Raw genomic sequence first — 19,131 nt, forward strand, 5'->3', positions numbered from 1 at the left:
GTCAATTGAACAAATCATCGGCAAAGGGCGGTTAAACTTTAGCGGATTTTAGGCAAAAAAATGCCCGCATTACGCGGGCATCTTCAGTACCGGGGGCGAATTACTTCTTCGCAGCGAAGCGTGCTGCCGCTTCATCCCAGTTAACCACGTTCCAGAATGCCTTGATGTAATCTGGACGTTTGTTTTGATATTTCAGGTAGTAAGCGTGTTCCCACACGTCCAGGCCCACGATTGGGAAACCTGAAGCGCCGGCAACGGCTTCGCCCATCAGCGGGCTGTCTTGGTTAGCGGTAGATACCACGGCCAGTTTGTCGCCTTTCAGCACCAGCCAGGCCCAACCAGAACCGAAGCGGGTCGCTGCGGCTTTCTCGAACTCTTCCTGGAATTTCTCTACGCTGCCGAAATCACGCTCGATAGCGGCTTTCAGATCCCCACCCAGCGTGGTGCCGGTTTTCAGGCCTTTCCAGAACAGGCTGTGGTTAGCGTGACCGCCGGCGTTGTTACGCATGAAGGTGCGCTTGTCAGCAGGCACTTTATCCAGATCCTGGATCAGTTCTTCAACGCTGTATTGCGCCAGCTCTGGGTAGGCTTCCAGTACGGTGTTGGCGTTGTTAACGTAGGTCTGGTGATGTTTGGTGTGATGGATTTCCATCGTCTGCTTGTCGAAATGCGGTTCCAGTGCGTCGTAGGCGTACGGCAGGGATGGCAGTGAATAACTCATAATCATCATCTCCAGTGGTGTATGGGCGGCGCAATGTTGTGAGCACCGCGTAAGCAGTCGGATCATTATAGTTATTTAAATGATATTGAAAATGATTATCAATGCCCTACTTACAGTGTGGGTTTAATCTGATCAACCAGGCGCTGCGGGTGGGTAAACACCGTGGCGCGGCCGGGTTTGCTGAAGCCGACCAGCGTCAGATTACTGCGCTCGGCGATTTCCACGGCCAGCGAGGTTGCCGCAGACACCACGAACAAAATTTCCACGCCACACATCGCGGCCTTCTGCACCATTTCATAACTGGCACGGCTGGAGGTTAATACTGCTCCCTGAGACCAGCCCTGTTTTGCGCGTACGCCAAGCAGCTTGTCCAGGGCGACATGACGGCCCACGTCTTCGCATCCGCCAAGTACTTCACCCTGTGGAGATAACCAGGCGGCGGCATGGGTGCAACCAGTGAGTTGCCCAACTTCCTGTACTTCTCGCAGCTGTTTCAATGCGGAGTCGAGATTATCCAGGGAAAAAGTCTGGGTGAATGGCAGTGCAGGCAGCGGACGGAAAATGTCTGCCAGCTGTTCAATACCGCATACGCCGCAGCCGGTGCGGCCTGCCATGGCACGACGGCGCTCCTTCAAACCGGCAAACCGACGGCTGGAGAGCTCTATTTGCACCTCCAGTCCGTTACAGGTTTGGTTAATCTCTATACTGTAGATATCGCGTGGCGATTCGATGATGCCTTCCGACAGGGAAAAGCCCAGGGCGAACGCCTCAAGATCTTTGGGCGTGCACATCATCACCACGTGAGAGATGCCGTTATAGACCAGCGCGACCGGAACCTCTTCCGCCAGCCAATCCGGCTGTGCGGTGGCGAGTTGCCCGCGTTGATAAACCTGAGCCTGGGTCACCCCTGTGAGCGAGGTCTCATTTATGTGTTGGTCTGAGTTTATATTGTTCACTTAACTGGCACCTGTTTGTAACAACCACATACACGCTGTGGTAATATTGCCACCGCAAAAACAACAGTAATTTTAGCGCTTCCCGCTTCGAGGGGGAAAGCGCCATTTGAAACAATGTGACAATCGAGAGTGAAAGGAGACCCCCATGCAGGTCAGCAGAAGGCAGTTCTTTAAGATCTGCGCTGGCGGTATGGCAGGAACGACGGTAGCTGCGCTGGGCTTTGCCCCGGAAGTGGCGTTGGCGGAGACCCGGCAGTACAAACTGCTGCGTGCGCGCGAAACCCGTAATACCTGTACGTATTGTTCCGTCGGCTGTGGGCTGTTGATGTACAGCCTTGGTGATGGCGCCAAAAACGCCAAAGAAAGCATTTTCCACATTGAAGGGGATCCGGATCACCCGGTCAACCGCGGTGCGCTTTGCCCGAAAGGCGCCGGCCTGGTCGACTTCATCCATAGCGAAAGCCGCCTCAAGTACCCGGAATACCGGGCGCCAGGTTCGGACAAATGGCAACGCATCAGCTGGGACGATGCCTTCACCCGCATCGCCAAGCTGATGAAAGAAGACCGTGACGCCAATTTCATCAAAACCAACGAACAGGGCGTTACCGTCAACCGTTGGCTGAGCACCGGCATGCTGTGCGCCTCTGCCGCCAGCAACGAAACCGGTTATTTGTCGCAAAAATTTAGTCGCGCTCTCGGCATGCTTGCCGTAGACAACCAGGCGCGTGTCTGACACGGACCAACGGTAGCAAGTCTTGCTCCAACATTTGGTCGCGGTGCGATGACCAACCACTGGGTTGATATCAAGAACGCGAATCTGATTATCGTCATGGGCGGTAATGCGGCGGAAGCGCATCCGGTGGGGTTCCGCTGGGCGATGGAAGCCAAAATTCACAATAAAGCCAAGCTGATCGTTATCGATCCGCGCTTTACCCGTACTGCATCGGTAGCGGATTTCTATACGCCAATCCGTTCCGGGACCGACATTGCTTTCCTGTCGGGCGTATTGCTGTACCTGATGACCAACAACAAAATTAACCGCGAATACGTTGAGGCCTACACCAACGCCAGCCTGCTGGTGCGGGAAGACTTTGCCTTCGACGACGGCCTGTTCAGCGGCTATGACGCGGAAAACCGCAAATACGACAAAACCACCTGGAACTACCAGTTCGACGAGAACGGCTTCGCCAAGCGCGACGTCACGCTGCAAGATCCACGCTGCGTATGGAACCTGCTCAAGGAGCACGTCAGCCGTTATACGCCAGAGGTGGTGACCAACATCTGCGGCACGCCGAAGGAAGACTTCCTCCAGGTGTGTGAATACATCGCCGAAACCTGCGTGGCGGATAAAACCGCATCGTTCCTGTACGCCCTGGGCTGGACTCAGCACTCGGTCGGCGCACAGAACATTCGTACCATGGCGATGATCCAGCTGCTGCTCGGCAACATGGGCATGGCGGGCGGCGGCGTTAACGCGCTGCGCGGCCACTCCAATATTCAGGGCCTGACCGATCTGGGTCTGCTGTCGCAGAGCCTGCCGGGCTACATGACGTTGCCGTCGGATAAGCAACCGGATCTCGAGACTTACCTGAAAGCCAACACGCCGAAGGCGCTGCTGCCGGGCCAGGTGAACTACTGGGGCAACTACCCGAAATTCTTCGTCAGCCTGATGAAGAGCTTCTACGGTGACAAGGCGCAGAAGGACAACAGCTGGGGCTTTGACTGGTTGCCGAAGTGGGACAAAGGCTACGACGTGCTGCAGTACTTCGAAATGATGTCTCAAGGCAAGGTCAACGGCTACTTCTGCCAGGGCTTCAACCCGGTGGCGTCGTTCCCGAACAAGAACAAGGTCGTGGCTTCCCTGTCCAAACTGAAGTTCCTGGTGACCATAGATCCGCTTAACACCGAGACCTCGAACTTCTGGCAGAACCACGGCGAGTTCAACGACGTCGATTCGTCGAAGATTCAGACCGAAGTGTTCCGCCTGCCGTCCACCTGCTTTGCCGAAGAAAACGGCTCGATCGTCAACTCCGGCCGCTGGCTGCAGTGGCACTGGAAGGGCGCCGATGCCCCTGGCGAAGCGCTGAACGACGGCGAAATCCTGGCGGGCATCTTCACCCGTCTGCGTGAGATGTACGCGCGTGACGGCGGTGCGGTGCCGGAACAGGTGTTGAACATGACCTGGGACTACCTGACGCCGGATAATCCTGCGGCCGAAGAAGTGGCGATGGAGAGCAACGGTAAGGCACTGGCGGACATTCTCGACGCCGACGGCAAAGTGTTGGCGAAAAAGGGTGAGCAGCTCAGCACCTTTGCTCACCTGCGCGACGACGGCACCACCGCCAGCGGTTGCTGGATCTTCGCCGGTAGCTGGACGCCGGCCGGCAACCAGATGGCACGGCGGGATAACGCCGATCCGTCCGGCCTCGGCAATACGTTGGGTTGGGCCTGGGCATGGCCGCTTAACCGCCGCATCCTGTACAACCGTGCTTCGGCGGATCCGCAGGGCAAGCCTTGGGATCCAAAACGTCAGTTGCTGGAGTGGGACGGTGCCAAGTGGGGCGGGGTGGATATCCCGGACTACAGCGCCGCCGCACCTGGCAGTGACGTCGGGCCGTTCATCATGCAGCCGGAAGGCATGGGGCGCCTGTTCGCCACCGATAAAATGGCCGAAGGGCCGTTCCCGGAACACTACGAGCCGTTCGAAACGCCGCTCGGCACCAACCCGTTGCACCCGAACGTGGTGTCCAACCCGGCGGCGCGCGTGTTCAAGGACGACCTGGCAGCGATGGGCAAATCCGACAAGTTCCCTTACGTCGGCACCACCTATCGTCTGACCGAGCACTTCCACTACTGGACCAAGCACGCGTTGCTCAATGCGATCGCGCAGCCGGAGCAGTTCGTGGAAATCGGCGAAAAACTGGCGGAGAAAAAGGGCATCCAGCATGGCGATACCGTGAAGGTCAGCTCCAACCGTGGCTACATCAAGGCCAAGGCGGTGGTGACCAAGCGTATCCGTACTCTGCAGGTGCACGGCCAAGAGGTCGACACTATCGGCATCCCGATCCACTGGGGTTACGAAGGGGTGGCCAAGAAAGGCTTTATCGCCAACACGCTGACGCCGTTTGTCGGCGACGCCAACACGCAAACGCCAGAGTTCAAGGCGTTCCTGGTTAACGTGGAAAAGGTGTAACGGAGACGAATTATGGCAATGCAATCTCAGGACATCATTCGTAAATCCGCCACCAATGGTTTCACGCCGGCGCCGCGCGCCCGTGACCACCAGGAAGAAGTGGCCAAGCTGATCGATGTCACCACCTGTATCGGCTGCAAAGCCTGTCAGGTGGCCTGTTCCGAATGGAACGACATTCGCGACGAAGTCGGGCACAACGTCGGGGTGTACGATAACCCCGCCGATCTGACCGCCAAGTCGTGGACGGTGATGCGCTTCTCCGAAGTGGAGGAAAACGGCAAGCTGGAGTGGCTGATCCGCAAGGACGGCTGCATGCACTGCGCCGACCCGGGCTGCCTGAAGGCCTGCCCATCGGAAGGTGCGATCATCCAGTACGCCAACGGTATCGTCGACTTCCAGTCTGAGCACTGTATCGGCTGCGGTTACTGCATCGCCGGGTGCCCGTTCGACGTGCCGCGCATGAACAAGGACGACAACCGGGTGTACAAATGTACCCTGTGCGTCGACCGCGTTGATGTTGGCCAGGAACCGGCCTGCGTGAAAACCTGCCCGACCGGCGCCATTCACTTCGGCACCAAGGAAGCGATGAAGCAGGTCGCCGCCGATCGCGTCAGCGAGCTGAACACCCGTGGCTATCAGAACGCCGGTCTGTACGATCCGGCGGGCGTGGGCGGCACGCACGTCATGTACGTGTTGCACCATGCGGACAAACCGCAGCTGTATCACGGTCTGCCGGATAACCCAAGCATCAGCCCGGCGGTCACGTTCTGGAAAGGCGTGTGGAAACCCCTGGCGGCCATCGGCTTTGCCGCCACCTTTGCAGCGAGCGTGTTCCACTACGTCGGCGTCGGACCAAACCGCGTCGAAGAGGAAGATAACGACGAGCTGCATGATGAGGAGACGCGCAAATGAAAAAGGAAAAGCGTATTCAGCGCTACAGCGCGCCGGAGCGGATTAACCACTGGATTGTGGCGTTCTGCTTTGTGTTCGCCGCCATCAGCGGGCTGGGGTTCTTTTTCCCCTCCTTCAACTGGTTGATGAACATTTTCGGTACGCCGCAACTGGCGCGCATTCTGCACCCCTTTGTCGGCGTGATTATGTTTGCGGCTTTCCTGCTGATGTTCCTGCGTTATTGGAAGCATAATCTGATCAATCGCGAGGACATCGTCTGGGCCAAAAACATCCATAAAATCGCCATGAACGAGGAAGTGGGTGACACCGGGCGTTATAATTTCGGTCAGAAGTGCGTATTCTGGGCGGCAATCATTAGCCTGGTGTTGCTGTTGGCCAGCGGTGTGGTGATTTGGCGGCCTTACTTTGCGCCGTCGTTCCCGATACCGCTGATCCGCATTGCGCTGCTGGTGCATTCGCTGGCTGCGGTCGGTCTGATTATCGTGATTATGGTGCACATTTACGCCGCGCTGTGGGTAAAAGGCACCATTACCGCGATGGTGGAAGGCTGGGTGCCGGCGGCCTGGGCTAAAAAACATCACCCGCGCTGGTACCGAGAGGTCCGCGAGAAACAACAGGAAGACAAACCCTGATGAGCATCCGCATCGTTCCTAAAGAGCAGTTAGGGGCACAGCGCGAGAAGTCCACAACGGCGGAGACCATCCCGCCGTTACTTTTCGCTAATCTGAAAAGCCTGTACAGCCGCCGCGCTGAACGCCTGCGTAAGCTGGCGACCGACAACCCGCTGGGCGACTACCTGAATTTTGCTGCCCAACTGGCCGAAGCGCAGCACCATGCGTTGCACGACAACCCGCTGACGCTTGATCTTACCGAAGTCCTGCAACAGGGTGCCGACAGTGGCAAGCCGCCGCTGGATCTGAGCATTTTCCCGCGTAGCCAACACTGGCACCGGTTGCTGACATCGCTGATTGCCGAGCTGCGCCCGCAGGCGCCGGAGCACATTCTGGCGGTGCTGGATAACCTGGAAAAAGCCTCGGCGCACGAGCTGGAATTGTTGGCTGATGCGTTGCTTAACCAGGATTTCGCCAAGATCGGCAGCGAAAAAGCGCCGTTCATCTGGGCCGCGCTGTCGCTCTATTGGGCGCAGATGGCCAGCCTTATCCCCGGCAAGGCGCGCGCCGAATACGGCGAACACCGTCAATTCTGCCCGGTGTGCGGCAGCATCCCGGTTTCCAGCGTGGTGCATATCGGCACCGTCAGCGGCCTGCGCTATTTGCACTGCAACCTGTGCGAAAGCGAGTGGCACGTGGTGCGGATCAAATGCAGCAACTGTGAGCAGACCCGCGATCTCAACTATTGGTCGCTGGACACCGAGCTGGCATCGGTTAAAGCGGAGAGCTGCGGTGATTGCGGTACTTACCTGAAGATTTTGTATCAGGAGAAAGACCCGCAGGTTGAGGCCGTCGCTGATGATTTGGCCACGCTGGTGCTCGACGCCAAAATGGAAGACGAAGGCTTTGCCCGCAGCAGCATTAATCCGTTCCTGTTCCCGGGGTCGTAAGATCGCCGCGCACTCTGCTATGGGCTGAATATATTCGGCTCATAGCATTTACAGGATGAGTAATTTCGGACGGGGATTCTGGCATTCGCCCGGGCGAGTTGCTACGTTTACGCAATGACGCGCGAAGCGAAAGGAAAAGGGACAGACGATGTTGAAGACCATTGCGAAATTCACTGCGGTTGCTGTTTTAGCGGCAGGGCTGGCAGCCTGTGACAACAAGGACGATACCAAGCCGGAGATACCGAAGCCGGATCCCAAACCGACCGTCACGCAGCCTGCACCGCCACCGCCGGCGGTCGAAACTCCGCCAGCGACGCCCCCGGGGCTGAAAGTCTCGATGCAAAAGGGCAAGATCACCTTTGAATTACCGCCGGGCTTTAGCGATCAGACTGAGAACAGCGGCATCGTCAACGACAGCCAGTCCACCATTCAGCGCTTCCTCGACGGGAAATCACGCCAGAGCACCGTCTCTTCCGAAGTGATCCCGCCTGACGGCATGAAGCTCAACGGCAGCGATAAAATGCTCAAGGACCTGACGCAGAGCATGCTCACCGAACTGGCCGATCGCTATCAAAATATTCGGACCACCAAAGAAGAGAATTTCAGCGTCGGCAAGCAGAAGTTCCATCGGCTGGATACCGAGCAGAGCGTCAGCGGGCAGAAGGTAGTGTCTACCATCATGTTGACGGTGTTCAACAAGCGGGTGGTGACGTTGCAGATGCTGTCGCCGGCCAAAACGCCGGAAGCGCACCAGGCGCTGGTCCAGAAGATTATCGACACGCTGGCGGTGCAATAACAACGTTGTGGTTTGCAAGCGAGGGGAAGACTGATGAAGCTTATTGGCAGTTACACCAGCCCTTTTGTCCGCAAGATTTCCGTGATGCTGCTGGAAAAGGGGATGGCGTTCGAATTCGTTAACGATCCGCCGTATGAACCGGGCAGCCGGGTGGTTGAGCTGAACCCCTTGGCCAAAGTGCCGGTGCCGGTGCTGGTGGCCGATGATGGCGCCGTATTTTACGACTCGCGGGTGATTGCCGAATACCTCGAAATGTTGTCCGTGGCCCCGGCGTTTTTGCCTGTCGAACGCGCCGCCGCGTTGCGCATACGCCAGGTGGAAGCCTTGGCCGATGGCGTGACGGAAGCTGCCGCCACGCTGTTTCGCGAGAGCAAACGGGCGTCGGAAAAACAGGACGAAAACTGGATCTTGCGCCAGCGAGACAAGCTGACGCATGGACTGGATGCGCTGGAAAAACTGGCGCAGGAAAAAACGTTGCTCAATGCCGAAGCGCTGACGCTGGCGGATATTGCTACCGGTTGTGCGCTGGGCTACCTGAATTTCCGCCGCATCATGCCCAACTGGTGCGTCGAGCGACCGGCGCTGATCAAGCTGGCCGAGCGGCTGTTTGCCCGTGAAAGCTTTGCCCGCACCTTGCCCCCTTGATTTCCCTCACCCCGCTGCGGCGGGGTTTTACTTGATGCGAGACCTCTACACTGAAACCGAGCGACCATGAGCACTGAATCCCAGCTTCTTTACAGCCAGTTACCCGCCATCGATCGCCTGTTGCGCGATCCCGCTATCGAACCGCTGGTTACGCAGCACGGACAAACGCTGATTGGCGAGTTACTGCGTCAATTGCAACTGCAGGCGCGTGAAACCATTAAACACCACCAAAGGTTACCCGACTGGTGCGGTGACTGGGCACAGGCGCTCAGCGCGGAGCTGCAGCAATGGCAGCGCCCGGCTTTGGCCCCGGTATTCAACCTCAGCGGCACCGTGCTGCACACCAACCTTGGCCGGGCTCTGCTGGCGCAGCCGGTGATAGAAGCGGTGACGAATTCCATGGGCGCGGCGGTAACGCTGGAATACGATCTGGACGGTGCCGGTCGTGGTCACCGCGATCGCGCGGTAGCGGATTTATTATGCCAGTTGACCGGCGCGGAAGACGCCTGCATCGTCAACAACAATGCGGCTGCGGTGCTGCTGATGCTGGCGGCGATCGCCCCCGGCAAGCAGGTGGTGGTATCGCGTGGCGAACTGGTGGAAATTGGCGGTGCGTTCCGCATCCCTGACGTGATGCGCCAGGCCGGTTGCCAGCTGGTTGAGGTCGGCACGACCAACCGCACCCACCTGAAAGATTACCGCAGCGCGATTAACGAACAGACCGGGCTGCTGATGAAGGTGCATACCAGCAATTACAGCATCCAGGGTTTTACCGCCGCGGTGGAAGAAGCCGAACTGGCGCAGCTCGGCGCAGAGCATGGCCTGCCGACCGCCACCGATCTGGGCAGCGGCTCATTGATTGATATGGCGCAATACGGTCTGCCGGCGGAACCCATGCCGCAGCGGTTGCTCGCCGCCGGAGTAGATTTGGTGACGTTCTCCGGCGACAAGCTGCTCGGCGGCCCGCAGGCCGGCATCATCGTCGGCAAAAAGGCGCTGATCGCCAAGCTGCAGCAACACCCTCTGAAGCGTGCGCTACGCGTTGGCAAACTGACGCTGGCGGCGCTGGAAGCGACCCTACGGCTCTATCAACAGCCCGAACTGTTGGCACAACAGCTGCCGACGCTGCGGTTATTAACCCGCCCGCAGCAGGCGATGCAGGGTTCTGCCGAACGCCTGTTGCAGGCGCTGGCGCCGCAGTTTGCCGGGCATTTCCAACTGCGTGCCGAACCCTGCTGGTCGCAGATTGGCAGCGGTTCGTTGCCGGTCGATCGGCTGCCCAGCTATGCGCTGACCTTTGCGCCGCTCGATGGCCGTGGCGCAACGTTGGAAGCGTTGGCAGAACGCTGGCGTCGGCTGCCGCAGCCGGTGATCGGCCGAATTAACGACGGCAGGCTGTGGCTCGATCTGCGCTGTCTGGAGCAGGAAGACGCGCTGATTGAGGCCCTGAGAGAATGATTATTGCTACCGCCGGCCATGTCGATCATGGCAAAACCACCCTGCTGCAAGCGATCTCCGGGATCAATGCGGATCGCCTGCCGGAAGAAAAACGCCGTGGCATGACCATAGATCTGGGTTATGCCTACTGGCCGCAGCCCGATGGCCGGGTGTTGGGCTTTATCGACGTGCCGGGACACGAGAAATTCCTCGCCAATATGCTGGCGGGCGTTGGTGGCATCGACCATGCCTTGCTGGTGGTGGCCTGCGACGATGGCGTGATGGCGCAAACGCGCGAGCACCTGGCGATACTGCGATTGAGCGGGCGTCCGGCGCTGACGGTGGCCTTGACCAAAGCCGATCGGGTGGATGAAGCGCGTGTCGAAGAGGTTCGACAGCAGCTTGACGAGGAGCTGACGCGCCAGGGGTGGCAACAGGCACCGGTGTTTGTCACCGCCGCGCCGCAGTCGCAGGGAATCGACGCACTGCGCGCGCATTTGCTGGCGTTGCGGCCTGACGAACATGCGGTAACGCGCCGCTTCCGCCTGGCGGTGGATCGCGCGTTCAGCGTAAAAGGCGCTGGTTTGGTAGTGACCGGTACCGCACTGGGTGGCCAGGTGGCGGTAGGCGACACGCTGTGGCTGAGCGGCGCCGACGCGCCGGTGCGGGTTCGCGGTTTGCACGCGCAAAACCAACCGGTTGAGCAGGCGCAGGCTGGACAGCGTATTGCGTTGAATATTAGCGGTGACGTCAGCAAAGATCAGGTCGCACGCGGCGATTGGTTGCTGGCGCAAAAGCCCCCGATCGCCGCCGAACGAATTCTGGTGGCGTTAGATAAGGATTTGCCGATAAAGCACTGGCAGCCGCTGCATTTACATCATGCCGCCAGCCATATTACCGGACGAGTTTCGTTGCTCAGTGATGGGCTGGCGGAACTGATCCTTGACCGTCCGCTATGGCTGGCCGAAAACGATCGGCTGGTGCTGCGCGATATTGGCGCACGCCAAACCCTGGGCGGCGCAAGGGTGCTGAGCTTGACGACGCCCAAACGGGGTAAGCGCCAACCCGAGTATTTGGCCTGGCTGGCGGCGCTGGCACAGGCCGACGATGACTGTCAGGTGCTGGCGCTGCATTTGCCCAAGGGCGCGCTGGATCTGGCGGCCTTTGCCTGGGCACGACAACTGACCGAGAAACCGCTGGCGAAGTTGTTGGCGAGTCATGAATTGCTGATTGCCGGTGATAGGGCGTTGGCGCAGGAGAATGCACAGCTGGATCAGCAGCGTCTGCTGCAGGTGTTGGCCGAGTATCACCAGCAGCATGCCGATCAGCTCGGCCTGGGGCGTGCTCGCCTGCGGCGCATGGCCGTGCCGCAACTGTCTGAGGCGCTGGCATTTATGATGATCGATCGGCTGCTGGCTGCAGGTTTACTTAGCAATACGCGCGGGTGGCTGCACCTGCCGGAGCACGGTTTGGCGTTCAGCGCTGAAGAGCAAATCCTGTGGGCCCGTATTGAACCGCTGTTCGGCGACGAAGCCTGGTGGGTGCGCGATCTGGCTGCCGAATTGGGTGAGGATGAGGCATGGGTGCGGACCACGCTGCGTAAAGCCGCTCAGTTGGGCCATGTCACGGCAGTGGTGGTGGATCGTTACTATCTAAGCCAACGGATAGAACAATTCGCCGCGTTGATCCGTGAACTGGATGAAACGCAGGGCAGTGCCAACGCCGCCGATTTTCGTGACCGGCTCGGCGTGGGGCGTAAACTGGCCATTCAGGTGCTGGAATTTTTCGACCGCAGCGGATTCACCCGCCGCAAGGGTAACCAACACCTGCTGCGCGACGGTGGTCTTTTTGGAGGGTAAGCGGGGCATTTGCCCCGCTTGAATTATAACGCAGCGTTAGGCGTCGGCGTTGCATCGCCGCTGCGGCGCTTGCTGAGGAACAGCACCACCAGTGCCAGCCAGCACAGGCCACTGAGCAGGTTGAACAGATTGAACAGCCCGCTGCCGCCCCACACGTAAGCCACTTTTGCCAGCTCGATACCGACGGTGAACACCATCATGCTCAACATGCCCATGGTGGCGGAGACCGTGCCTTTGCTGACGTTGCTAGAGAACAGCGTCAAACGATACAGCCCGGCGTTGGCCAGCCCGATGCCGAAAGCGTACAGGCTGAGACCCGCAGTCATCCACAGATAGGCATGGCTGGAGAATATCGTCGCCAGCGCCGCGATCAGCAAACCCAGCATCATCGGCCCGGCACCCAGCTTGATCAGGCGCGGTACGCTGTTCTTGCCGGTGAGACGTGCCAGCGTCAGGTTGCCGAGGATCAGCGCGCCGAACACCGGAATTTGCAGCAGACCGTAATCCAGCGTCGACAGCGACTCGCCGCTGATCAGGATCACCGGCGATTGGGCAATCCAGGCCAGCAGCGGCAGGCTGGCGAAACCGATGGCCAGCGCGCCGCAGATAAAGCGGCGGTTGGACAATACCTGACGATAGTCGCGCCACAGGTTGGCGGCCGAGAATTTCTCACCCTGCAGCGAAGCCGTCTCAGGCATGGCTTTCCACAGGCCGTAAAAGGCAAACGCAGCCAGTGCGGCGAACAGTACGAACATGCTCTGCCACGGCGCGACGTGGATCAGCGCGGCACCGGCCAACGGCCCCAGCAGCGGGGCAATCAGCGCCACGTTGGCCATCAGAGCGGTGATTTTGATGCACACCGACTCTTCAAACGACTCCTGGATGGTGGCGTAACCCACTGCGCCGATAAAGCACAGGCCAATCCCCTGCAGGAAACGCATAAAGATAAACTGTTCAATGCTGGTCACCAGCAAAATAGCCAGACAGGCGACGATAAAAAACGCCACGCCGGCCAGCATGACCGGGCGACGCCCGCGCCGATCCGACAACGGCCCCAGCAGCCATTGCAGGAAAATACCGCCGGCCAGATAGGCGGTCATTGAGGTTGGCACCCACTCTTCACCGGCGTTGAAATCGGCCACTACCGCCAACATGCCAGGTTGGATCATATCGTTGCCGATATAGGTGGCAAATTCGAACAGCACCAGACAAAGCGGGAATAAAAGCGCCTGTCGACCCAAGCGAGCCGCAGGTGGTAAAGTAGTTTTCATATTTATCGTACTGAAAGTAAAGAAGAAATAAGGAACTGCCAGGGCGGGAAGCGCAATCTGAGCGAGTTGTGGCGGCTATTTTGCCGCCAATTGTTCACCTTAGCAACGATAAGGTGTTGTTTCAGCACATTCTGATATTCGCCGTCAGGGTTGCCACCCACACTTTCGCTCTATAACCTTATTTTAACAAATCAAGATGACAATATTGCGGGCGATCTTTTGAGCAATAAAATTGGCTGGATAGATAACTTGCGCGCAGTGGCGTGCATGATGGTGGTGATGATCCACGCCACCACCTACTACGTCACCAGCGGGGTGGCGGTGGGCGAACATAACTGGGACATCGCTAACGTACTGAACTCACTGTCGCGCGTTTCGGTACCCCTGTTTTTCATGATTTCCGGCTACCTGTTTTTCGGCGAGAAAAGCGCCGGCAAAAAGCATTTCATCCGCATTGGCTGCTGTATTGCGTTTTACAGCGCGGTCGCGCTGATTTATATCGCGGCGTTTACCAAAATCGGTTTTTGGCCGTCGCTGCGCGGCATATTGTTAAAGCCGGTGTTCTACCATCTGTGGTTCTTCTATGCGATCGCGGTGATTTATCTGCTGTCGCCGCTGATCAACGTCAAGCCGGTATCACGTCGCTATCTGGCCGGCGTGCTGGTGATCCTGGCGGTGGTTGCCAATCCCAATACCAGCTCGCTGACCCTGGGTAACGCTCACCTGTTGCCGGTCAATCTGTATATCTATGGGGACACCTTTTACTACCTGCTGTACGCGTTGGCCGGCCGGGCGATTGGCATGATGGACACCCAGGGGCGAGGTATCAGTTGGCTGGCGATATTGGGGTTTGTGGCTAGCGTGGCGTTGATCGTTCAGGGCACCAAAAGCCAGATGTTCATCAACGGTAACTTTGCCGATACTTATTACATCTACTGTGGGCCGCTGGTGTTTATCGCGGCGGTATCCCTGGTGGTATGGTTTAAAAATTGTCTGTCCGAGCCTATTGGCTGGTTGGGCGTTTTTTCCCGACATTCGCTGGCAATCTACGGTTTTCACGCCATTATCGTCAATTTTATGCGCAGCCGTCACCTGACGCTGACCGCCCATCCGTTACTGGATATCTTCTGGGTATTCGGCGTGGCGTTGGCGCTCAGCCTGCTGTTGTCGATGGGATTGCAGAAAATAGACTTTCGGCGGCTGGTGTCATAACGCGGTCGAGCCGCGCTGCTGGGCACGCCGCAGTTGACGACCGGAGGAAAACCCCGCCGCCAGCGCCGCCTTTTCCAGCCCATAGCCCTGTTGCAGACGCTGCTGCGCCACCGCCAGCCGCAGCTGTTCATGGTATTCACGCACGCTGATGCCGACGTGGCTACGGAATAGCCTGGCCAGATGGCGGCTGCTGACATGGGCCTTTTCCGCCACCTGCGGCACCGACCATTCGGCCTCGGGTTCGGCGGCCATCACGTCTTGCGCACGGTGCACCGCCGGGTGCAGATGGTTGCGGTAACGCAGCCAGGGGGAGAGCTGCGGATCATCGCCGGAACGGCGAAAATACACCACCATTTCGCGGGCAATCTCCATTGCCCGTATTGCACCGCATTGACGGTTAATCAAATGCAGCGCCAGATCGATACCGGCGGTAATGCCGGCGCTGGTGTACAGGTTGCGGTCTTCAACAAAGATACGGTTCTCTTTCACCTGCGCGGCCGGGGCCTGCTGACGCATGCGTTCGATCACATCATGGTGGGTGGTGCACTGATAGCCGTCGAGTAGCCCGGCCTGCGCCGCCAGCAGGGCGCCGGAGCAGATACAGACCAGCGTGATGCGCTGCTGCTGCAAATCGGGTTGTAGTGTCGCCAGCCAGTGGCGGGCCTGTTCGGCCGCCTGATGGTCAAAATCGCTACGTGAATCGCGTGCGCCGGGCACCACCACAATAGCGCCGTCTTCCAGTCGGGCGGGCAGCGGCTGCAGCTGGCTCAACGTCATGCCAATCGAGCAGGTGATCTGCGGCAGTGGGCTGATGTAGCGCAGGCTGAATGCCCCAGCCAAACGCAGGGTTTCGGCCGGGCCGCTGACGTCCAGCGACAGCGCGTTGGGCAACATCAAAAAATAGACGGCCTGCGGCATGATTACTCCTGTGAGAGTTGCGCCAGCACTTCATCGACGCTGGCGAGCTGGGCGAAGCGGTCGACCAGCACCGTCTCAGTATGCCGCTTGAGCTGTTCGGTGGTAAAGACTTCTCCATTGGGATGCTGCATCGGGAAAGTCATCGTGGCCTCGGTGACGAAAGTCACCCGATAACCGAGATCGGACGCCACCCGGGTGGTGGTTTCGCAGCACTGTTCGGTGCGGATGCCGGAGATAATCAAGTGATCGATATCCCGCTGGCGCAGCCAGGCGTCCAGACCGGATTCGGTCAGTGCATTGTGCACCTGTTTATGAACGGTGACGTCTGCCTGATGGTTGAGGAACGGCAGCGGTTTTACCCAGCCGGATGCCAGCGAAAACGGCCCCTCCGGTGATACGTGGAAAACATCAACCAGGGCTACGCCCTGCCGGCGACAGCCTTCGATCAGCCGTGTCAGTGCCTGCTGGAAAGCGGGCAGATCTTCTTCCTGCCAGAATGGGCGATGCTGGAATGATTGTTGAACATCGATGATCAATAACGCGCTCTGTGACATTTTCGGCCCTCCGCCAATGGGTATGACGCCATACTGCGCCGTTACTTTGTCTGGCAGAAGGCCAAAAACGGCCATCATGGTGGCATCAACGGACCAGCATCAGGCTTTGCCGACCTGGCCAGCGACCAACCGCCCCTGATGGAAAGTGGCCGTACGCGCCGGCAGGCGGGCCACCGCCTCGGCGGAGCAACTTGCGTTGACCAGTACAAACTCTGCGTTGTCCCCGGCCTGCGGCCAGACGCGTTGGCCCTTGTCGTTCAGCGGCAGCACGCCACCGGTCGAGATTGCCATCGCACGGGAGAGGTGGAATTCGTCGGAGCCGCGGTAAAGTTGGGCGTAAAGATTGGCTTTTTCCAGAATGTCACCGCTGCCGAACGGTGACCAATGATCTATTACGCTGTCGGTTCCGGTCATCACAAATACCCCTTTTTCACTGAGCTGCGGCAGCGGCATCATCAGCCCGCCAATCGGCACCGTAGAGGCGATGGTGATTTGCTGCGCCGCCAGCCGGCTAGCGGTTTCCTCCAGTTCACTCGGGTTCAGCACGGTTAGGGCAAACGCATGGCTGATGGTGACTTTACCGCGCAGCGCCGGGTTCTTTTCTACGGTGGCGATCATGTAGTTGATTGCCGCTACCCCGGCGGGGCTGGTTTCATGCAGGTGGATATCGACGCCTTTGCCGGTGTCGAGTGCAATCTGGAACATCGCATCCAGCGACTTCTCCATGGCGCCGTCAACGTTGGTCGGATCCAGTCCGCCGACGTATTGCACCCCCATCTGCATGGCCTCGCGCATCAAGCCGTCGACTTTGGAATGCAGCAGGCCATGCTGCGGGAAGGCGACGATTTCACAGCTGAAGTCCGCCCGGTGGTTTTCCAGCGCACGCTGCAGGTGTTCCAGGCTTTTCAACCCGCTGACCGGATCGATATTGCAGTGGCTGCGTGCTACGGTGCTGCCTTTCGATTGCAGCAAGGCGATCAGGTTTTCCGCACGCTGCTGCGAGGTGGGCAACAGCTTGGGGATCAAGGTCTGTTCGAGCGCGATCATGTCCATGATGGTTTTTCCCTGACGTGGGCGTGGTGCCTGCCATGGGCCGCTGTAGAAGGTTTTATCCAGATGGATATGCATGTCGCGAAATGCCGGCAGCAGCAGTTGGCCCTGCGCCTGATAGCGTGCTACGCCGGCGGGAGGCGTTGCTTCTTTCGGGTGAACTGCGGCAATTTTTCCGTCTTTGATTTCAAGTTGATACAGCGCGGTGCGGGTGCCGATCACCGTCTCGCCATCGTACTCAAAACCGTCTTCCAGTCGAACGTCGCTCAGCCAGTAGTGGCTGTCGGTCAGGGTCATAGGTGTGCTCTCTGGTATACATGCGCTGCTCGCTGGCGCGGCGGCTTGCGCCACGCCCCCCGTTAGGCCAATGACTGCGCAGGCGGTGGTGATTTTGCCGGTTTGGCTGAGGAAAGCTCTGCGGCTTTGTTGTTGGTTTTTTTCCACGTTCAATTCCTTAATCCAGAGGTGAGGTGCGTCAAAAGACAGCCACCAATTTAGGAGAGGAGCGCGTGGGTTGGCAGTGACATTTGCCACTGGCGACTATTCGATTTGGCAATAATAAGGGGGCGCTGTTTGGCCCCCTTTCGGTTTTATATCAACGGTAACAGACGGGAATAGAGCTCGCGGAAGGTGCTGCGCAGCGCGGTGTACTGCTGGTGGCGCTCGGCATCCGGTGTATGTACCTGTTCCAGCGGCAATTCAGGCAACAATTCAACCAGTGGGCGCTGCGGGTTCAGGGCAATCTGAGCCAAGCGAGCCGCCCCCAGCGCCGGGCCAACATCGCCGCCGGTGCGGTATTCCAGCCGCTGACCGCTGATATCCGCCAGCATTTGTCGCCAGAAGGGGCTGCGCGCGCCGCCGCCAATCAGGGTGATACTGGACGGCTGCAGACCGCTGGCGTGCAGTACGTCCATGCCATCAGCCAGGGCGAAACCAACCCCTTCCAGCACGGCGCGCGCCAGGTCGGTTGGCCCATGCTGGTGAGTCAGGCCCCAGAATGCGCCTTTGGCGTTAGGATTGTTGTGCGGCGTACGCTCGCCGGACAGATAGGGCAGGAACCACAGCGGCGCTGCCGCCGGCGGCGCCTGTTCGACATTGCGCAGTAGGGTAGCGACGTCCTCGACGTTGGTCAGTTTGCACACCCAGTCCAGGCAGGATGCGGCGCTGAGCGTGACCGACATCAGGTGCCAGGTGTCGGGCAACGCATGGCAGAAACTGTGTACCGCGCTGGCCGGGTTACTGAGAAAACCGTCGCTGACGGCAAAATAAACGCCGGAGGTGCCGAGTGACAACATCGCCTGCCCCGGCTGATACAGGCCTACGCCGATCGCCCCGGCGGCATTATCACCGCCGCCGGCCACCACCGGCACTGGCGACATGCCCCAACGTTTGGCCAGTTCAATATGGGTCTGGCCGGTGATCTGATTGCCTTCGAACAGCTGTGGCATCTGGCGGCGAGTCAGGCTGCATGCCGCCAGCATCTCCTCGCTCCAGTCGCGCCGCGCCACGTTCAGCCAGCCGGTTCCTGCGGCGTCCGACATGTCGCTGGCGAATTCGCCGGTGAGGCACCAGCGCAGGTAATCCTTGGGCAGCAGGACTTTATCTATACGCTTGAACAGCTCGGGTTCATGCTGCCGTATCCACAGCAGTTTGGGGGCGGTAAAGCCCGGCATCATCAGGTTGCCAGTGATTTGCCGCGACTGCGGCACCGCCTGTTCCAGCGCCAGACACTGTGCGGCGCTCCTGCCGTCGTTCCATAAAATCGCCGGGCGCAGCACCTGCTGACGTGCATCCAACAGCGTGGCACCGTGCATCTGACCGCTGAGCCCAATGGCTTTTACCTGCTGCAGGTTGTTTTGCTTGCCCAGCGCCAGCATCGCGCGGTCGGTGGCGTGCCACCAGCCCTGCGGGGCCTGCTCTGACCATAGGGGATGAGGACGGGAAATGGGCAGCGATTCACCGTGGCTGGCGAGCAATTGGCCCTGCTCGCTGAGCAAAATAACTTTTACGCCGGAAGTGCCGAGATCGATGCCGATATACATGGTT

General features: G+C 59.0%; 16 protein-coding genes. 9 read left to right on the forward strand and 7 right to left on the reverse strand.

Features of this window, described 5'->3' with window-relative positions:
- Nucleotides 1-100 precede the first annotated feature (100 nt).
- Together sodA and fdhD are read right to left on the reverse strand one after the other, a co-directional pair.
- Nucleotides 101-721 carry a superoxide dismutase [Mn] gene (gene sodA, locus EBA31_RS26030; protein ID WP_044554332.1) on the reverse strand — a complete coding sequence of 207 codons (621 nt, stop codon included), beginning with the start codon at nucleotides 719-721 and terminating at the stop codon, nucleotides 101-103.
- 110 nt (nucleotides 722-831) lie between these two features.
- Nucleotides 832-1,677 carry a formate dehydrogenase accessory sulfurtransferase FdhD gene (fdhD, locus tag EBA31_RS26035; protein ID WP_046374813.1) on the reverse strand — a complete coding sequence of 282 codons (846 nt, stop codon included), beginning with the start codon at nucleotides 1,675-1,677 and terminating at the stop codon, nucleotides 832-834.
- A gap of 145 nt (nucleotides 1,678-1,822) precedes the next feature.
- Between fdhD and fdnG the strand changes: the two genes are divergently transcribed.
- From fdnG to selB, 8 genes are all read left to right on the forward strand, one after another.
- Nucleotides 1,823-4,870, forward strand: a complete 3,048-nt coding sequence (gene fdnG / locus EBA31_RS26045; protein WP_104410929.1) for a formate dehydrogenase-N subunit alpha — start codon at nucleotides 1,823-1,825, stop codon at nucleotides 4,868-4,870.
- Between the two features lie 12 nt (nucleotides 4,871-4,882).
- The gene (gene fdxH / locus EBA31_RS26050; protein WP_020824680.1) at nucleotides 4,883-5,782 is read left to right on the forward strand and encodes a formate dehydrogenase subunit beta; all 900 of its coding nucleotides are present in this window, start codon (nucleotides 4,883-4,885) and stop codon (nucleotides 5,780-5,782) included.
- The gene (gene fdoI / locus EBA31_RS26055; protein WP_013810963.1) at nucleotides 5,779-6,414 is read left to right on the forward strand and encodes a formate dehydrogenase cytochrome b556 subunit; all 636 of its coding nucleotides are present in this window, start codon (nucleotides 5,779-5,781) and stop codon (nucleotides 6,412-6,414) included. Before fdxH ends, fdoI begins: the two co-directional genes overlap by 4 nt.
- On the forward strand, nucleotides 6,414-7,343 hold the full coding sequence (fdhE, locus tag EBA31_RS26060; protein WP_122080514.1) for a formate dehydrogenase accessory protein FdhE: 930 nt from the start codon (nucleotides 6,414-6,416) through the stop codon (nucleotides 7,341-7,343). The genes fdoI and fdhE overlap by 1 nt, the downstream gene beginning before the upstream one ends.
- 148 nt (nucleotides 7,344-7,491) lie before the next feature.
- Entirely contained in the window at nucleotides 7,492-8,139 is a 648-nt protein-coding gene (locus EBA31_RS26065; RefSeq protein ID WP_122080515.1) for a DcrB-related protein, read from the forward strand.
- Between the two features lie 33 nt (nucleotides 8,140-8,172).
- Nucleotides 8,173-8,784, forward strand: a complete 612-nt coding sequence (locus EBA31_RS26070; protein WP_122080516.1) for a glutathione S-transferase — start codon at nucleotides 8,173-8,175, stop codon at nucleotides 8,782-8,784.
- A gap of 66 nt (nucleotides 8,785-8,850) precedes the next feature.
- The gene (gene selA, locus EBA31_RS26075) at nucleotides 8,851-10,242 is read left to right on the forward strand and encodes an L-seryl-tRNA(Sec) selenium transferase (RefSeq protein ID WP_122080517.1); all 1,392 of its coding nucleotides are present in this window, start codon (nucleotides 8,851-8,853) and stop codon (nucleotides 10,240-10,242) included.
- Nucleotides 10,239-12,080 (forward strand): selenocysteine-specific translation elongation factor, encoded by a 1,842-nt coding sequence (gene selB, locus EBA31_RS26080; RefSeq protein WP_122080518.1) that lies wholly within the window; start codon nucleotides 10,239-10,241, stop codon nucleotides 12,078-12,080. Before selA ends, selB begins: the two co-directional genes overlap by 4 nt.
- A gap of 23 nt (nucleotides 12,081-12,103) precedes the next feature.
- Here selB and EBA31_RS26085 read toward each other — a convergent pair whose 3' ends face one another.
- On the reverse strand, nucleotides 12,104-13,351 hold the full coding sequence (locus EBA31_RS26085; protein WP_048759394.1) for an MFS transporter: 1,248 nt from the start codon (nucleotides 13,349-13,351) through the stop codon (nucleotides 12,104-12,106).
- A gap of 219 nt (nucleotides 13,352-13,570) precedes the next feature.
- Here EBA31_RS26085 and EBA31_RS26090 point away from each other — a divergent pair, with 219 nt between their 5' ends.
- On the forward strand, nucleotides 13,571-14,563 hold the full coding sequence (locus tag EBA31_RS26090) for an acyltransferase (RefSeq protein ID WP_122080519.1): 993 nt from the start codon (nucleotides 13,571-13,573) through the stop codon (nucleotides 14,561-14,563).
- Here EBA31_RS26090 and EBA31_RS26095 read toward each other — a convergent pair.
- The 4 genes from EBA31_RS26095 to xylB form a co-directional block, all read right to left on the reverse strand.
- Complete coding sequence (locus EBA31_RS26095; protein ID WP_122080520.1) at nucleotides 14,558-15,481, reverse strand: GlxA family transcriptional regulator; 924 nt, start codon at nucleotides 15,479-15,481, stop codon at nucleotides 14,558-14,560. The two genes, EBA31_RS26090 and EBA31_RS26095, sit on opposite strands and share 6 nt — an antisense overlap.
- 2 nt (nucleotides 15,482-15,483) lie before the next feature.
- A complete protein-coding gene (locus EBA31_RS26100; protein ID WP_020824689.1) occupies nucleotides 15,484-16,035 on the reverse strand; it encodes a cysteine hydrolase family protein in 552 nt (183 codons plus the stop codon).
- Nucleotides 16,036-16,134: 99 nt separating this feature from the next.
- Entirely contained in the window at nucleotides 16,135-17,529 is a 1,395-nt protein-coding gene (locus EBA31_RS26105; protein ID WP_122080521.1) for an amidohydrolase family protein, read from the reverse strand.
- 146 nt (nucleotides 17,530-17,675) lie between these two features.
- Nucleotides 17,676-19,127, reverse strand: a complete 1,452-nt coding sequence (xylB, locus tag EBA31_RS26110) for a xylulokinase (RefSeq protein ID WP_122080522.1) — start codon at nucleotides 19,125-19,127, stop codon at nucleotides 17,676-17,678.
- Between the last annotated feature and the right edge of the window lie 4 nt (nucleotides 19,128-19,131).

This window comes from Serratia sp. P2ACOL2 (assembly GCF_003691565.1).
Lineage (GTDB): Bacteria > Pseudomonadota > Gammaproteobacteria > Enterobacterales > Enterobacteriaceae > Serratia > Serratia liquefaciens.

Bases quoted from the DNA above. Each gene is read 5' to 3' on its own strand.
- sodA (WP_044554332.1), bottom strand. From the start codon at position 721: ATGAGTTATTCACTGCCATCCCTGCCGTACGCCTACGACGCACTGGAA.
- xylB (WP_122080522.1), bottom strand. From the start codon at position 19,127: ATGTATATCGGCATCGATCTCGGCACTTCCGGCGTAAAAGTTATTTTG.
- EBA31_RS26065 (WP_122080515.1), top strand. From the start codon at position 7,492: ATGTTGAAGACCATTGCGAAATTCACTGCGGTTGCTGTTTTAGCGGCA.
- EBA31_RS26100 (WP_020824689.1), bottom strand. From the start codon at position 16,035: ATGTCACAGAGCGCGTTATTGATCATCGATGTTCAACAATCATTCCAG.
- fdhE (WP_122080514.1), top strand. From the start codon at position 6,414: ATGAGCATCCGCATCGTTCCTAAAGAGCAGTTAGGGGCACAGCGCGAG.
- selB (WP_122080518.1), top strand. From the start codon at position 10,239: ATGATTATTGCTACCGCCGGCCATGTCGATCATGGCAAAACCACCCTG.
- selA (WP_122080517.1), top strand. From the start codon at position 8,851: ATGAGCACTGAATCCCAGCTTCTTTACAGCCAGTTACCCGCCATCGAT.
- fdxH (WP_020824680.1), top strand. From the start codon at position 4,883: ATGGCAATGCAATCTCAGGACATCATTCGTAAATCCGCCACCAATGGT.
- EBA31_RS26095 (WP_122080520.1), bottom strand. From the start codon at position 15,481: ATGCCGCAGGCCGTCTATTTTTTGATGTTGCCCAACGCGCTGTCGCTG.
- EBA31_RS26085 (WP_048759394.1), bottom strand. From the start codon at position 13,351: ATGAAAACTACTTTACCACCTGCGGCTCGCTTGGGTCGACAGGCGCTT.
- EBA31_RS26070 (WP_122080516.1), top strand. From the start codon at position 8,173: ATGAAGCTTATTGGCAGTTACACCAGCCCTTTTGTCCGCAAGATTTCC.
- fdoI (WP_013810963.1), top strand. From the start codon at position 5,779: ATGAAAAAGGAAAAGCGTATTCAGCGCTACAGCGCGCCGGAGCGGATT.